At 41.1% G+C, this 14,744-nt stretch carries 17 protein-coding genes; 15 read left to right on the forward strand and 2 right to left on the reverse strand.

Annotation, left to right across the window (positions count from 1 at the left end; genetic code table 11):
- Window positions 1–188 precede the first annotated feature (188 nt).
- Window positions 189–404 (reverse strand): protein YvfG, encoded by a 216-nt coding sequence (gene yvfG / locus P8610_RS09250; protein WP_066245683.1) that lies wholly within the window; start codon window positions 402–404, stop codon window positions 189–191.
- Between the two features lie 337 nt (window positions 405–741).
- On the opposite strand from yvfG, the gene cspD reads away from it, so the two are divergent.
- The 9 genes from cspD (at window position 742) to eno (ending at window position 10,661) form a co-directional block, all read left to right on the forward strand.
- Window positions 742–942 carry a cold-shock protein CspD gene (gene cspD, locus P8610_RS09255; protein WP_066245685.1) on the forward strand — a complete coding sequence of 67 codons (201 nt, stop codon included), beginning with the start codon at window positions 742–744 and terminating at the stop codon, window positions 940–942.
- A 274-nt stretch (window positions 943–1,216) separates the two neighbouring features.
- Window positions 1,217–2,542, forward strand: a complete 1,326-nt coding sequence (gene rpoN, locus P8610_RS09260) for an RNA polymerase factor sigma-54 (protein WP_394604132.1) — start codon at window positions 1,217–1,219, stop codon at window positions 2,540–2,542.
- A 286-nt stretch (window positions 2,543–2,828) separates the two neighbouring features.
- A complete protein-coding gene (locus P8610_RS09265; protein WP_394604133.1) occupies window positions 2,829–3,074 on the forward strand; it encodes a glutaredoxin family protein in 246 nt (81 codons plus the stop codon).
- A gap of 276 nt (window positions 3,075–3,350) precedes the next feature.
- The gene (locus P8610_RS09270; protein WP_394604134.1) at window positions 3,351–4,373 is read left to right on the forward strand and encodes a sugar-binding transcriptional regulator; all 1,023 of its coding nucleotides are present in this window, start codon (window positions 3,351–3,353) and stop codon (window positions 4,371–4,373) included.
- A gap of 81 nt (window positions 4,374–4,454) precedes the next feature.
- Window positions 4,455–5,462 (forward strand): type I glyceraldehyde-3-phosphate dehydrogenase, encoded by a 1,008-nt coding sequence (gene gap, locus P8610_RS09275; RefSeq protein ID WP_066292564.1) that lies wholly within the window; start codon window positions 4,455–4,457, stop codon window positions 5,460–5,462.
- 126 nt (window positions 5,463–5,588) lie between these two features.
- A complete protein-coding gene (locus P8610_RS09280; RefSeq protein WP_394604135.1) occupies window positions 5,589–6,773 on the forward strand; it encodes a phosphoglycerate kinase in 1,185 nt (394 codons plus the stop codon).
- Window positions 6,774–6,984: 211 nt separating this feature from the next.
- The gene (gene tpiA / locus P8610_RS09285; protein WP_394604136.1) at window positions 6,985–7,743 is read left to right on the forward strand and encodes a triose-phosphate isomerase; all 759 of its coding nucleotides are present in this window, start codon (window positions 6,985–6,987) and stop codon (window positions 7,741–7,743) included.
- On the forward strand, window positions 7,740–9,272 hold the full coding sequence (gene gpmI, locus P8610_RS09290; RefSeq protein WP_394604137.1) for a 2,3-bisphosphoglycerate-independent phosphoglycerate mutase: 1,533 nt from the start codon (window positions 7,740–7,742) through the stop codon (window positions 9,270–9,272). Before tpiA ends, gpmI begins: the two co-directional genes overlap by 4 nt.
- Before the next feature lie 96 nt (window positions 9,273–9,368).
- Complete coding sequence (gene eno, locus P8610_RS09295) at window positions 9,369–10,661, forward strand: phosphopyruvate hydratase (protein ID WP_394604138.1); 1,293 nt, start codon at window positions 9,369–9,371, stop codon at window positions 10,659–10,661.
- A gap of 133 nt (window positions 10,662–10,794) precedes the next feature.
- On the opposite strand, the gene P8610_RS09300 is transcribed toward eno, so the two are convergent.
- Window positions 10,795–10,881 (reverse strand): putative holin-like toxin, encoded by an 87-nt coding sequence (locus tag P8610_RS09300; RefSeq protein ID WP_225218726.1) that lies wholly within the window; start codon window positions 10,879–10,881, stop codon window positions 10,795–10,797.
- Between the two features lie 315 nt (window positions 10,882–11,196).
- Between P8610_RS09300 and P8610_RS09305 the strand changes: the two genes are divergently transcribed.
- From P8610_RS09305 to P8610_RS09330, 6 genes are all read left to right on the forward strand, one after another.
- On the forward strand, window positions 11,197–11,898 hold the full coding sequence (locus P8610_RS09305; protein ID WP_394604139.1) for an FHA domain-containing protein: 702 nt from the start codon (window positions 11,197–11,199) through the stop codon (window positions 11,896–11,898).
- 231 nt (window positions 11,899–12,129) lie between these two features.
- Window positions 12,130–12,384, forward strand: a complete 255-nt coding sequence (locus tag P8610_RS09310) for a hypothetical protein (protein ID WP_394604140.1) — start codon at window positions 12,130–12,132, stop codon at window positions 12,382–12,384.
- 54 nt (window positions 12,385–12,438) lie between these two features.
- On the forward strand, window positions 12,439–12,768 hold the full coding sequence (locus tag P8610_RS09315) for a hypothetical protein (protein WP_394604141.1): 330 nt from the start codon (window positions 12,439–12,441) through the stop codon (window positions 12,766–12,768).
- A gap of 89 nt (window positions 12,769–12,857) precedes the next feature.
- On the forward strand, window positions 12,858–13,097 hold the full coding sequence (gene secG, locus P8610_RS09320) for a preprotein translocase subunit SecG (RefSeq protein WP_066239244.1): 240 nt from the start codon (window positions 12,858–12,860) through the stop codon (window positions 13,095–13,097).
- A 142-nt stretch (window positions 13,098–13,239) separates the two neighbouring features.
- Window positions 13,240–13,929 (forward strand): alpha/beta hydrolase, encoded by a 690-nt coding sequence (locus P8610_RS09325; protein ID WP_394604142.1) that lies wholly within the window; start codon window positions 13,240–13,242, stop codon window positions 13,927–13,929.
- 12 nt (window positions 13,930–13,941) lie between these two features.
- A complete protein-coding gene (locus tag P8610_RS09330) occupies window positions 13,942–14,688 on the forward strand; it encodes an alpha/beta hydrolase (protein ID WP_394604143.1) in 747 nt (248 codons plus the stop codon).
- Window positions 14,689–14,744: the final 56 nt, after the last annotated feature.

Here is a 14,744-nt window from a genome sequence, read left to right on the forward strand (position 1 = left end):
CTGTACTGTCATCATACAAAAAAGGTCAAACAAGGTCAAACAATATGCTGTATGTAACTCATTTCGCCAGCATTGCTAAATATCCTTCTTACACCTTATGTATGGGCTATCATCATAATGCCCGCTAGAAGCAGGATTTTAAACCTCTACATTAGAAAACATTACCCTTAAAAAGGAATAATTAAGCTTTAGTTTTCGTTTTTAATTTCAATATAAGCGGTTTCTAAATTACGAATACGGCGCACGATCTCACTGTTTTTATTGAGATTATCATTGATAAGTGTCCCGACTATCGAACGATAATAAGCATTCATCGCATGTGTCTTTGTAAAAACATCTTTGTTTCGTTCAATATATTGCTGAAAATTTTCTTTAAAATAAGGTACTGAAAACGCTTCGCTCACAGTTCATCCTCCTTCACTCGATAAACCAGTTTCTAAAGATGATACCGGTCTTTATCTATCATAGCCTATTTAAGTGGCCGAGCAAGAGGATATCGAAAATTTCATCCCTTGTTTTGACAATTGAGGTTGGGCATGTTATAGTTAATTCAACCTTTTACGTTGTGAATATGTTTTGGATTTAAAGCGGTCGTACTTTTTGAATAAGAAGTGGAACACTTGAATCCGCTTCTGAATTATTCAGATGAGTGCGCATTTTTTTATGCCTTTTTATTTACATAGTAAGACGGTTAAAAGAGTTAAAACGCTTACAAAAAGCGTTTGTAAGGAGGAAACACCCATGCAAAATGGTAAAGTAAAATGGTTCAACGCTGAAAAAGGTTTCGGCTTCATCGAAGTTGAAGGTGGAAACGATGTATTCGTACACTTTTCTGCAATTCAATCAGAAGGCTTCAAGTCTCTTGAAGAAGGACAAGAAGTATCTTTCGAAATCGTTGATGGCGAGCGCGGACCACAAGCTGCTAACGTAACAAAACTTTAATAGTAAAGTTTAGAATGCCAGACTGCCTTCGGGCGGTGCTGGCATTTTTTTGTATCTAAATTGTAAGGGGTCTGTCCCCGGGACAGACCCCTTACAATTTAACATACGTGCTTAATCAAGATTCTAATTAGACTTAAGCTTGAAGGGAAGTTGTGTATTTCTGACAAATACAAATTTAACGAATTTGTATTTGTTTGGGGTCAGACCCCAAATTTTGTAGGATGTACAGCGCTTTCATCTGTAGTATGATGAAAGAATAGGGGAGGGATTTAAGATGGAAATGGGTTTGTTTCAACAACAGAGCATGAATCTTGTCATGACAACGGAATTGCGCCAGGCCATCGCCATTTTACAAGTTCCCAGTTTTGAACTGACATCATACCTTCAAGAGCAGGCATTAGAAAATCCGCTTATTGAGATCGCAGAACCTAAAGGCATGTTTACAACTTTGAAAAAAAGTGTGCGCAAAAACGGAATCAACAGCCGTACAGATGAAAATCAGCATCTTGAACATTTAATCATCGAAAAAGAAACCCTTTATGACTACCTATATAAGCAGTCCATACTTCTTCCAATTGAAGAACAGGATCGCAAACTTTTTCAATATTTACTTTTAAGCATTGATGAAAGCGGTTATCTAACTGTATCCGCTCAAGAAACGGCAGCCAGATTTAAAACAACAGTAGAAAAATGTGAAGAGCTTATCAGTCTGCTGCAAACACTTGAACCTGTTGGGATCGGAGCGAGAGATCTAAGAGAATGCCTCTTACTTCAGCTGCGTGAACAACACCTTGAACATACGTTAAGCTACATAATTGTCGATCAGCATTTGGATCGATTAGCTGACCGTAAAATGAAAACGCTAGCGTCAATCCTGAACGTAACCCCGCAGGAAGTGGAGAAGGCAGCAGATTTTCTGCAAACGCTTGAACCGCGACCAGGTGCGGCGTTTTCACCAGTAAACGACCAGTCGTATTTATATCCTGATGTCTCTGTCACTGAAGAAAATGGTAAGTTTCACATTTCGGTTAACGAGCAATACTCACCGATTCTAAAACTGAACGACAGCTATGGATCGCTTTTAAACGGAAAAAGTGCAACATCAAAATTTTTAGATGACTCTTTTCAAAAATTCAACTGGTTGAAAAAAGCGCTGGAACAAAGAAGAGAAACATTGCTTAACATTACGAAAGAGATCGTACGGGTACAGGAAACGTATTTTTTAACCTTTGATAAATCAGACCTTATACCACTTACCTTAAAAGAAGTAGCAGATGAAATCGGTGTCCACGAATCGACAGTGAGCCGTGCTGTGAAGAACAAAGTGTTGCAAACCACCAAAGGAGCTGTGGAACTCAAGAGCTTTTTCACAGCAAAAATCTTTACGCAAGACGGTGGCAGTGCGTCGGCAACTTCAGCTAAAACCGAGATTAAAAAACTAGTAGATAACGAAGATAAACAAAAACCTTTATCTGATCAAATGCTGGCTGCACTCCTTGAAAAGAACAGCGGACTATCGATATCCAGAAGAACGGTTGCGAAATATCGGGAAGAGCTCAATATTCCTTCCTCATCCAAACGCAAACGGTATACCTCTTAAAAAGATTTTTTCCACTAGGAGAAAATCTTTTGCTTTTTCAAGGAAATTAGAGGTTTGATTCCATAGGGGATGCACACCACTTCGTCTCATCCGTTCTTATCACGGAAAACACGACCATAATCACGGAAAAAAAGCTCTCTATCAAGGAAAAAACCTGTTCATCACGGAAAAAATGTAAAACGAACAGAAACAGTGTCCATGTTATAAAAACACCGCACTAATAAACAGTAACAACTCAAACATGATAAAATAACAAAAGAAATCCAATCAGAAGGAGACCTCAAAAATGGTTGAAAAAGAAGTCCTTTTTTATACGAAAGTACATTGTCCACTTTGTGATCAGGCACATAAACTATTACAGGAGCTGCAGCGGGAATCTCCTTTTTCCATTGAAGTGATCGACATTTATCAAGATGACGTCCTTCTTGAAAAATACGGGCTTATGATACCTGTAATTGAAGTAGACGGTAAGGAAATTGACTATGGTATCATCTCTAAAGATAAAGTAAAGAAAGCGCTTACTAATTTTTAATAAGTAAAAGTTGTTGAAATGTAGTGAAAGTATTTGATAATATAAACTTGCCAGAAAGAAATCTGACACTTTTATGACAAAAAGTGAAAGCTGGCACGTTTTAAAAAAACACTTTCAGGGTAATCTACAATAGGTAATATGGAACTTGGGTTTAAACCAAGTTATTTTTACGAGTTAATGGGACAAAAAATGACTAACCGGGACAAAAACTGTCCAATGAATCTAGTCAGATCCCGATAGCTCTATCGTTATTCCATTAAATCAGGAGAATGTGCAATGAAAAATCTTATAGAGGTTCAAAAGAAATTGCTGCCAGATCTTTTGGAAACAATGCGGAAACGATACAACGTTTTAAATGTGGTAAGAATCCATGAACCTATTGGAAGAAGAAGTTTAGCATCGACCCTGAATCTGACAGAACGAGTACTGCGCTCAGAAGTTTCCTTTCTAAAAGATCAAGGACTTTTAACCATTCAAACCGCAGGCATGTCATTAACTTCAGAAGGGCATGATATTTTAGTAGAACTTTCTGAAATGATGAAAGAATTGTCAGGTTTGCATGTTTTAGAATCAGATCTTAAGGAAATGTTAAATCTGTCAGAAGTTATCGTTGTACCAGGTGACAGTGATCAAGATGCTTGGGTGAAAAATGATATGGGTAAGGCGGCGGTGGACCGATTGAAGCGTCAGCTGTCAGCAAGTAACATCATCGCAGTAACGGGCGGAACAACGCTCGCTTCAGTAGCAGAAATGATGTCACCTATTCAAAAAGGTCAGCAATTGTTGTTTGTACCTGCCCGCGGCGGACTTGGTGAAAAAGTGGAAAACCAAGCGAACACCATTTGTTCCACGATGGCTCAGAAAGCCAATGGGGAATACCGGCTTCTTCATTTGCCTGATCAGTTGAGCATAGAAACTTATCTTTCTCTGATGGCTGAACCAGGTGTCAAAGAAGTCATGGAGCTCATACATTCCGCTGGTATAGTGCTTCACGGGATTGGCGATGCTAAAACAATGGCGGTACGCAGGAACTCTAGTTCTTCACTGCTTCAAAAGCTGGACGAAGAAAAAGCCGCAGCAGAAGCGTTTGGCTATTATTTTAACCAGCAGGGTGAAGTGGTTCACCGCGTTCGTACGATTGGCTTGCAGCTGGATGAGCTGCAGAACAGTGATTTCATCATGGCGGTAGCAGGCGGATCTTCTAAATCCGATGCGATCGCAGCGTTCATGAAACACGGTCCCAAAAAGGTTTTAATCACGGACGAAGGAGCTGCCCGGCAATTATTGGGTCGCCCGTAAGTTCATTTTCAATTTGTTATTAAGGGGTTTTCCCTTTATATAAAAAATAAATTCTCTCTTAAATCAAGGAGGTCATTTTACATGGCAACAAAGATTGGTATTAATGGTTTCGGTCGTATTGGCCGTAATGTATTCCGCGCAGCATTCAACAACCCTGAGGTAGAAGTTGTAGCTGTAAACGACTTAACCGATGCAGACACACTTGCTTTCCTTTTAAAGCATGACACTGTTCATGGCAAGTTCGCTGGTTCTGTAGAAGTTAAGGAAAATGCACTTATTGTAGATGGCAAAGAAATTAAAGTTCTAGCTGAACGCGATCCAGCACAACTTGGCTGGGGAGATCTTGGTGTAGAAGTAGTTGTTGAATCAACTGGACGCTTCACAAAGCGTGCTGACGCTGCTAAACACTTAGAAGCTGGCGCTAAAAAAGTAATCATTTCTGCTCCTGCTTCAGATGAGGATATCACTGTAGTTCTTGGTGTTAACGAAGACAAGTACGATGCAGCTAGCCACGATGTTATCTCTAACGCATCTTGTACTACTAACTGTCTTGCACCATTCGCAAAAGTCCTTCACGAGAAATTCGGCGTGAAGCGCGGTATGATGACAACTGTTCACTCATACACGAACGATCAGCAAATTCTAGATCTTCCACATAAAGATCTTCGTCGTGCTCGTGCGGCAGCTGAGAACATCATTCCTACTTCAACTGGTGCTGCAAAAGCGGTATCTCTAGTACTTCCTGAACTAAAAGGAAAGCTTAACGGTATGGCAATGCGTGTTCCAACTCCAAACGTATCTCTAGTTGACTTAGTTGTTGAATTAGACAAAGAAGTTACAGTTGACGAAGTAAATGCTGCACTTAAAGCAGAAGCTGAAGGCAACCTTAAAGGAATCCTTGGATATTCTGAAGAGCCGCTTGTATCTACTGACTACAATGGCGACACTCACTCTTCTACAATCGATGCTCTTTCCACTATGGTTATGGAAGGAAACATGGTTAAAGTAGTATCTTGGTATGACAACGAAACTGGATACTCAAACCGCGTTGTAGATTTAATTGACTATATCGCTAAAAAAGGACTTTAATAGATAGAGAAGAACAATAAGGAGGGGGAGAAGTCTTTTCAAGCAGGCTTCTACTCCTCTTTCCCATGTAAAATCTGGGATTGTCATTCTTTTAATCTTTTTGACTAGTCAGGAGGCTGCATACTTATGAACAAAAAAAGTGTTCGTGACATCGATCTAAAAGGCAAAGTGGTATTTTGCCGAGTTGATTTTAACGTACCGATGAAAGATGGAAGCATTACGGATGAAACGCGTATCAACGCTGCTCTTCCAACCATCAAATACTTAACAGAGCAAGGCGCAAAAGTTCTTTTAGCAAGCCACTTGGGCCGTCCAAAAGGACAGGTTGTTGAAGAGCTTCGTTTAGATCCTGTAGCTCAGCGTTTAAGCGATCTTCTTGGAAAAGAAGTTGTTAAAACGGATGAAGCATACGGAGAAGAAGTTGAAAAAGCAGTTGCTAACCTTCCAGAAGGCGGCGTTATCCTTCTTGAGAATGTTCGTTTCTACCCTGGTGAAGAGAAGAACGATCCTGAGTTAGCACAAAAGTTTGCTGCACTTGCTGATGTGTACGTAAACGATGCTTTCGGAGCAGCACACCGTGCACATGCTTCAACAGAAGGAATTGCAAAGCATCTTCCGGCCGTTTCAGGCTTGTTGATGGAAAAAGAACTTGAAGTGCTTGGCAAAGCTCTATCAAATCCTGACCGTCCTTTCACTGCGATCATTGGCGGTGCAAAAGTAAAGGACAAGATTGACGTAATTGACAATCTTTTAGATAAAGTTGACAACCTGATCATCGGCGGTGGTTTAGGGTATACATTCATTAAGGCGCTTGGCCATGACGTAGGAAAGTCTCTTTTAGAGGAAGATAAGATTGAAACAGCTCGCGGTTTCATGGAAAAAGCGAAAGAAAAAGGCGTAAACTTCCTTATTGCAGAAGATGTACTAGTAGCTGACGACTTTTCAAATGACGCTAACACAAAAGTAGTCGACATCGATTCAATCCCATCGGACTGGGAAGGTCTTGATATCGGAACAAAAACAATTGAAAAGTACGTAAAGGTTATTAAAGAATCGAAGCTTGTAATATGGAACGGGCCAATGGGTGTGTTTGAGATCGACGCATTCGCAAATGGTACTCGTTCAGTTGCAAACGCATTAGCAGAAGCAACTGACACGTACAGCGTTATCGGCGGCGGAGACTCAGCGGCAGCAGTTGAAAAGTTCGGTCTTGCTGACAAGATGAGCCACATCTCAACAGGCGGCGGTGCTTCCCTTGAGTTCATGGAAGGTAAAGAGCTTCCAGGCGTTGTAGCTTTAAACGACAAGTAAGCTTTCGTGGGCGGTTGATTTCCGCTCCAGGTGCTTCGCTTTCCGCGGGACGTGCGGTGAGCCTCCCTAGCGTATTGCGCTGGCGGGGTCTCACCTGACCGCTTGTCCTAGCCGAGAGTCTCGCACCTTGCACTCCAATCAACTTTTCAATGAAGTTTGAGAATGACTTTTAGTACTACTCTAAAAGAAACACTTTTAAGAGGTGAAAAGAATGCGTAAACCTATTATTGCAGGTAACTGGAAAATGAATAAAACATTGTCAGAAGCACGCAGTTTTGTAGAAGAAGTGAAAGGTCTTGTTCCTTCAGCTGAAGCTGTTGACTCTGTAATCTGTGCACCTGCTCTTTTCCTTGACTGCTTAGCAGACGAAGCGGAAGGTACACCACTTGCGATTGGTGCACAAAACATGCACTTCGAAGAGAGCGGTGCTTTCACTGGTGAAATCAGCCCTGTTATGTTAAAAGATCTAAACGTTCAATATGTTATTCTTGGGCATTCTGAACGTCGTGAACTTTTTGGAGAAACAGATGAGCTGGTTAACCAAAAAACACATGCTGCATTTAAGCATGGTCTGACTCCAATCGTTTGTGTCGGTGAAACGCTCGAACAGCGTGAAGCGGACAAGACGAAGGACGTTGTAAAAGAACAAACTGAAAAAGGCTTATCTGGATTAACAGACGAGCAGATGAAACAAACAGTAATCGCATACGAGCCAGTTTGGGCAATCGGCACGGGCAAAACAGCATCTTCTGAAGATGCAAACGAAGTATGTGCTTACATCCGCAGTGTTGTAGCAGAGCAATTCTCACAAGATGTTGCAGATGCTGTTCGTATTCAATACGGCGGCAGCGTGAAGCCTGACAACATTAAAGAATTAATGGGTATGTCTGATATTGATGGCGCTTTGGTTGGCGGAGCTAGCCTTGAGCCGAAATCTTACCTTCAGCTTCTGGAGGGCGTTAGCCGATGAGTAAAAAACCAGTAGCTTTAATCATCTTAGACGGTTTTGCTTGCCGTAATGAAGACAAAGGTAATGCTGTTGCACAAGCGAAAAAGCCCAACTTTGACCGCTACTGGGAAACGTATCCGCACGCTCAACTAACAGCTAGTGGGGAAGCCGTTGGCCTTCCTGAAGGTCAGATGGGTAATTCAGAAGTGGGTCACTTAAATATTGGTGCAGGACGTATTGTCTACCAAAGTTTGACTCGCGTGAATCTATCGATCAAAGAAGGAGATTTTTACGAAAATCAAACGTTTATTGATGCGATGGACCATGTGAAAAAGACCGGTAAAGCACTTCATATCTTTGGGTTGCTTTCTGATGGAGGAATTCACAGCCACATCGAACACATTCTTTCACTATTAGAACTAGCTAAAAAGCAGAACGTGGAAAAAGTATATCTGCACGGATTCTTGGACGGGCGTGATGTACCGCCGCAATCTGCTAAAGGCTACATTCAAAGAACAGTGGATAAGATCAATGAACTTGGTGTTGGTGAGATCGCAACACTTTCTGGCCGCTACTATTCCATGGACCGTGATAAGCGTTGGGACCGGGTTGAAAAATCATACCGCGCTATGGTTTATGGTGAGGGTCCAGATTACAAAGATCCGTTTGAAGTGGTTGAAGACTCATACAGCAACGGCGTTCATGATGAATTCGTTCTTCCGTCTGTTTTGAAAAAAGAAAACGGAGAACCTGTTGCGACGGTTCAAGATGGAGATGCAGTCATCTTCTGTAACTTCCGTCCTGACCGTGCGATCCAAATTTCTCAAGTGTTTACGAACGAAGATTTCCGTGGATTCGACCGCGGAGAAGCGTTCCCGAAAAACCTTCACTTCGTATGTTTAACACACTTTAGTGAAACAGTAGATGGTGACGTAGCATTCAAACCTACGAACCTAGACAACACTTTAGGCGAAGTTTTATCACAGCAAAACTTCAAACAGCTTCGTATTGCTGAAACAGAAAAGTATCCGCACGTAACGTTCTTCTTCAGCGGAGGGCGTGAAGCAGAGTTTCCTGGTGAAACGCGTATTCTAATTGATTCGCCAAAAGTGGCAACGTACGACTTAAAGCCAGAGATGAGTGCTTATGAAGTAACGGATGCGCTTGTTGGAGAGATTGAAGCAGGTAAACACGATGCGATCATCTTAAACTTTGCCAACCCTGACATGGTAGGTCACTCAGGCATGCTTGAGCCTACAATCAAAGCGGTTGAAACAGTGGATGAGTGCTTAGGAAAAGTAGTCGATGCAATCCTGGCAAAAGGCGGCGCAGCGATTATTACAGCTGACCATGGTAATGCTGATGAAGTGATTACGATGGAAGGCAATCCGATGACAGCTCATACGACGAACCCTGTACCTGTAATTGTTACGCAAGAAGGATTAGAACTGCGTCAAGACGGAATCTTGGCCGACCTTGCACCAACAGTTTTAAACCTTTTAGGCGGCGATCAGCCAAAAGAAATGACAGGTAAAACGTTAATTAAATAGGGTACTTTAATGGAATATGTACAAAGGGCCCTTGTGCGTATTGCCGGAAATGCTTTATTCTCAAATTACATTTTCTTATAAAAAGGAGAGACAATTATGTCAGCAATTATTGAAATTTATGCTCGCGAAGTTCTAGACTCTCGCGGTAACCCAACAGTTGAAGTAGAAGTTTACACGGAATCAGGTGCTTTCGGACGCGCGATCGTTCCATCTGGTGCTTCTACAGGTGAATACGAAGCAGTTGAGCTTCGTGATGGCGACAAAGAACGCTACCTTGGAAAAGGTGTACTTAACGCAGTAAATAACGTAAACGAAAACATCGCTCCAGAACTTATCGGTTTTGACGTACTAGACCAAGTAGGAATCGACCAAACGTTGATCGAGCTTGATGGTACTGAAAACAAAGGCAAGCTAGGTGCTAACGCAATCCTTGGAGTTTCCATGGCTGTTGCTCACGCTGCTGCTGACTTCCTAAACGTACCTCTTTACATGTACCTTGGAGGATTCAACTCTAAAACTCTTCCAGTTCCTATGATGAACATCTTGAACGGTGGAGAGCACGCTGATAACAACGTAGACATTCAAGAATTCATGGTTATGCCTGTTGGTGCTGAAAGCTTCCCAGAAGCACTTCGCATGGGTACTGAAATCTTCCACAGTCTAAAGTCTGTTCTTAAAGAAAAAGGCTTAAACACAGCTGTAGGTGACGAAGGTGGATTCGCTCCTAACCTTGGTTCAAACGAAGAAGCTCTTCAAACAATCATGGAAGCGATCGAAAAAGCGGGTTACAAGCCAGGTGAAGAAGTTCGCCTTGCAATGGACGTTGCAGCTTCTGAATTGTTCAACAAAGAAGACGGTAAATACCACCTTTCAGGTGAAGGTGTTGTTAAATCATCTGAAGAAATGGTTGCTTTCTACGAAGATCTTGTTAGCAAATATCCGATCGTTTCAATCGAAGACGGTCTTGACGAAAACGACTGGGATGGCTTCAAGCTATTAACAGAGCGTATCGGTGACCGCGTACAGCTTGTTGGTGACGACTTGTTCGTAACAAACACAACAAAGCTTTCTGAAGGTATCGAAAAAGGAATCGGTAACTCGATCCTTATCAAAGTTAACCAAATCGGTACGTTGACTGAAACATTCGACGCGATCGAAATGGCTAAACGTGCTGGTTACACAGCAGTTATCTCTCACCGTTCTGGTGAATCAGAAGACAGCACAATCGCTGACATCGCTGTTGCGACAAACGCTGGACAAATCAAAACAGGTGCTCCTTCACGTACTGACCGTGTAGCGAAGTACAACCAGCTTCTTCGCATCGAAGACGAGCTAGGCAACCTAGCTGTATACCCAGGAATGAACGCATTCTACAACCTAAAAAAATAATTGGGGTCTGACCCCAAACAAAGACAAACTCGCCATTTTGTCTTTCTGAAAAAGACAGCCCCCGGATCAGGCGCATTAAGCGCCGATCTGGGGGCTGTCTTCATTTCAGGCTGGTAAAGGAATTCCCTGCTGATTATCGAGAGCGATTGTTAGAATGAAGGATAGTAACAATGAGCATTGAGAAACTGATCATGAGCGACATCGTTTCAAAAACAGTCATCTTGATCCCTCCAATCTTGTTACCTTTAAGGTGCGTAAAAGCAGGGTTGTCCTATTCAAAAATTGAAAAATATGGGTAAAAAGGCTTGTTTTATATCTAATTTGATTAAGGTTTATTATAAGAAGTCATTTATGCTCGCTCACGGAGATTTATGCTCGCTCACACGAGATTTATGCTCATTCGAGAAGTTTTACGTTCGTCAATGAACCAAATTACTCGCTTTTAAAGAAACAATCTCATAATCCTTCTATTTTTACGGAAAATCATTTAAAATGCTTATAACAAGTTCTTGTCTGATGTACGGGGGAATTATATATGAAAGATAGTTTATACATAAGAATCGAAGCGGGAGATCCATATGACACGGGGAGCCTCATGCCGCTTAAGCCCGATGGTGAAACGTTAACCTTTGGGCGGTCATCACAAACGAACGACACGGATGTTTCGTTTATCAGTCCATACGTGTCTCGCCTGCACGCCGAAATCTATCTGCAAGATGGGGTACCTTTTATAAAAGATTTAGACTCGAAACACGGGACAGCGCTAAATAATAATCTTTTAGAACCAAATATGCCAAAACAGCTTCAATCTGGAGATGTAATCAGTCTAGCGAAAGGTGTTATCCTGTTAACCTACTTGAATACACAAACCGATGAAACAGATCTCACCATGGAATTCACATCGCCCCTCCAGCCCGCAGAAACACAAATTACGAATGGACTTCACATTATTCCTGAACGCCGCCAAATCTCAATTGACGGTGAACAACTCTTTTTATCAGGAAAACACACAGATCTACTAGTATTTCTTTATCGGAAAAAGAACCAGGCCGTCAGCAGTGATGAAATAAAGATTCACATCTGGCCAGAAAGAATGGTTCCAGGATCAAACGAAATACCTGACGTTGGGAACGACGAGATCAATGCTCTTGTTTACCGTCTGCGAAAAAAGCTGGGACATTATGGAGACTCAATCGTTACAGTCCCGCGTTATGGTTATATGCTTCAAATCAATTAAATCAAATCAACGAATCAAAAACCTGCTAGAACATCACGTTCTAGCAGGTTTTTTTTCGTTTCGCTCTCACCTAATGAAACGTTCCATTAATTATCTGAAACTTATCATGTTCGTATGAGAAAGAAATCATGATAAATCCATTTTAGAGGAGACAAAAAGAGAGTAAATTAAGTAAAAGGAAAAAACTCTTTAAAAACGATGTTTCTTCTAAATAGGTGTGGTGAATGTTATATGAGGGTAGAGGAAAATAGACAGCATCGCAGAGGCAAAGTATATCGGTTTAAACTATATCGCGGATTTATCATTCTCTTATTTACTATTTTATTGATTAGAACCTATGACCTGCAGATTACAAATGGTGAAAAAGGACGTTTGAAATCAGAAACGTATGAAGATGTTGTCATAAAGAAATCCATATTCAATGACCACTATTACTCTTCTAAAGAAGACACACCACTAGAAACAGACATAAATTTAAACAAGTAACAGTAAAATGAATATGGGGGATGTCCCCATAAATGCGAAGAGGGGATGTTTATGATGCAGCCACTTAAACAAGAATCTTCGGATGGTGCAGAAAAAAAACAAGAAAAATTGAACCCGATCAGCTTTATAGGAAAAGTGAAAGAATCCAATGGCCATGTATTTACCATCTATCATAAAAAAATAGTGATGAACGTAAAACTGGACTCCAAAACAGAGCTCCTGGATGGGGACAAAACACTCGATATTGCACCAGATGAAGCAGTACAGCCAGGTGCTACCGTTCAAGTAGTAGGTCTGTTAAACAAAAGGCTAAATGTAATTAAAGCTGTACGCCTTTATATTTTTCATAAGGAATTCGATATCAATTACTTAGGAACAAATTAACGAAGGTTCTGAAAAAAGCTTTGCCTCGTCCCTTCTAGTTATGATACATTTATAGTAATGTAACGAGGAACGGTGGAGGTGTAACATACATGCTAACAGCAGCAAAAATCCTTCTTATTTTAGTATCATTAGCTTTAATCGTAGTCGTTGTTCTTCAATCAGGTCGTTCGGCTGGATTATCAGGCGCGATTACAGGTGGAGCTGAGCAGCTTTTTGGTAAACAAAAAGCGCGTGGTATCGACGCATTGCTAAGTAAGTTAACGATCATTCTTGCAGTGTTGTTCTTCATTTTAACGATTTCAGTAGCATACTTCATTCCGATGAACTAATGAACAGCTAAAAACAACAGGTGGACAATCCGCTTGTTGTTTTTTTTGTTTACTAAAAACGCCGCTCACCCTTTCCCAGAGTGGATGTGATATGATTTGATACGTAGATAAAAGGGTAACCTAAAGTCAAAAAGGTGGTAGCATGATCGGTTGTCTATGTTTGCATGGCTTTACAGGAGGGCCTTATGAAATCGAGCCAATCACAGAGTATTTACAGAAACATACGGATTGGCTGTTATCTGTTCCTACATATCCTGGACACGGAACAGAGCTTTCTTTAAAAGGAAGAACCCATACTGAATGGCTTGATGAAGCTGAAAAGGCTTATTTAGAACTTCGCGAAAAAGTGGAAACCCTCTATATCGTCGGTTTTTCGATGGGCGGTATGATCGCGGGCTACTTAGCATCTAAATATGGCTGCGACAAATTAATCTTATTGAATGCAAGTGCGTATTACTTAAATCCTGCACAGATGATTAAAGATCTTGCCAATATGATGATCTCTGGCTTCAATGGTCAGCTAAAGGATCATGAACTTTACAAAAGGTACAGAAAGAAATTTCTTGATACACCTTTTAGTGCAACAAGAGAGTTTCGAAAACTTGTAAAGCTGATCAAACCGGAATTTTCACAAGTTTCAGCACCTACATTGATTGTTCAAGGAGAATGCGATGGCCTTGTTCCAAGAAAAAGTGCTGAGTTTTTATACGGAACTATTGCAGCTTCCAATAAACGGATTTGCTACTTTAAAGAGTCAAAGCACATGATTTGTCATGACGTAGAAAAAGAACAATTAATCAATGAAGTATATCAATTTTTAATGAATGAATAGGAGAGAAGTTTCATGAAAATCACAGCACCAAAACCGTTTTTCTTTGAAGGAGGAAAGCGGGCAGTCTTAATGCTGCACGGGTTTACTGGCAGTTCAGCAGATGTACGGATGATGGGGAGATTTCTGCAGAAAAAGGGGTATACGTGTCATGCCCCCCAGTATAAAGGACATGCCGTTCCCCCTGAAGAATTAGTACACACTGGCCCTGAAGACTGGTGGGAAGATGTGATTGGCGGATACAATCACCTAAAAGAAAAAGGATATGATGAAATTGCCGTATGCGGGCTTTCTTTAGGTGGAGTATTCTCACTTAAGCTGGCAACTGAACAGCCTGTAAAAGCCGTGATCCCAATGTGTGCACCGATGTCGATCAAAAGTGAAGAAGTGATGTATAAAGGGGTTTGCGAGTACGCCGAAGAATATAAAAAGCGTGAACAGAAAACCCCTGAACAGATAGAGCAGGAAATGGAAGAATTCAAGAAAACACCGATGAATACGTTAAAAGCACTTCAAGATCTCATTCAAAGCGTAAGAAATTCTGTTGATCTCGTATACGCACCCACGTTTGTTGTGCAGGCTAGACATGATGAGATGATTAACACAGATTCTGCAAATATTATTTATGAAGAAGTAGAAAGTGAAAAGAAAGATCTAAAATGGTATGAAAATTCAACACATGTGATTACATTAGATAAGGAAAAAGAACAGCTGCATGAAGATGTTTATGCTTTCTTAGAAGACCTCGACTGGTCAGAATAGATCTTTTTCCCTTTAAAAGGAGGTCAGTTTTTGGATAAACTGCAAATACTCCAGCT

This window comes from Fictibacillus sp. UD (assembly GCF_043558025.1).
Taxonomy (GTDB): domain Bacteria; phylum Bacillota; class Bacilli; order Bacillales; family Fictibacillaceae; genus Fictibacillus.

Bases quoted from the DNA above. Each gene is read 5' to 3' on its own strand.
- cspD (WP_066245685.1), top strand. From the start codon at position 742: ATGCAAAATGGTAAAGTAAAATGGTTCAACGCTGAAAAAGGTTTCGGC.
- rpoN (WP_394604132.1), top strand. From the start codon at position 1,217: ATGGAAATGGGTTTGTTTCAACAACAGAGCATGAATCTTGTCATGACA.
- P8610_RS09265 (WP_394604133.1), top strand. From the start codon at position 2,829: ATGGTTGAAAAAGAAGTCCTTTTTTATACGAAAGTACATTGTCCACTT.
- P8610_RS09270 (WP_394604134.1), top strand. From the start codon at position 3,351: ATGAAAAATCTTATAGAGGTTCAAAAGAAATTGCTGCCAGATCTTTTG.
- gap (WP_066292564.1), top strand. From the start codon at position 4,455: ATGGCAACAAAGATTGGTATTAATGGTTTCGGTCGTATTGGCCGTAAT.
- P8610_RS09280 (WP_394604135.1), top strand. From the start codon at position 5,589: ATGAACAAAAAAAGTGTTCGTGACATCGATCTAAAAGGCAAAGTGGTA.
- tpiA (WP_394604136.1), top strand. From the start codon at position 6,985: ATGCGTAAACCTATTATTGCAGGTAACTGGAAAATGAATAAAACATTG.
- gpmI (WP_394604137.1), top strand. From the start codon at position 7,740: ATGAGTAAAAAACCAGTAGCTTTAATCATCTTAGACGGTTTTGCTTGC.
- eno (WP_394604138.1), top strand. From the start codon at position 9,369: ATGTCAGCAATTATTGAAATTTATGCTCGCGAAGTTCTAGACTCTCGC.
- P8610_RS09300 (WP_225218726.1), bottom strand. From the start codon at position 10,881: ATGACTGTTTTTGAAACGATGTCGCTCATGATCAGTTTCTCAATGCTC.
- P8610_RS09305 (WP_394604139.1), top strand. From the start codon at position 11,197: ATGAAAGATAGTTTATACATAAGAATCGAAGCGGGAGATCCATATGAC.
- P8610_RS09310 (WP_394604140.1), top strand. From the start codon at position 12,130: ATGAGGGTAGAGGAAAATAGACAGCATCGCAGAGGCAAAGTATATCGG.
- P8610_RS09315 (WP_394604141.1), top strand. From the start codon at position 12,439: ATGCAGCCACTTAAACAAGAATCTTCGGATGGTGCAGAAAAAAAACAA.
- secG (WP_066239244.1), top strand. From the start codon at position 12,858: ATGCTAACAGCAGCAAAAATCCTTCTTATTTTAGTATCATTAGCTTTA.
- P8610_RS09325 (WP_394604142.1), top strand. From the start codon at position 13,240: ATGATCGGTTGTCTATGTTTGCATGGCTTTACAGGAGGGCCTTATGAA.
- P8610_RS09330 (WP_394604143.1), top strand. From the start codon at position 13,942: ATGAAAATCACAGCACCAAAACCGTTTTTCTTTGAAGGAGGAAAGCGG.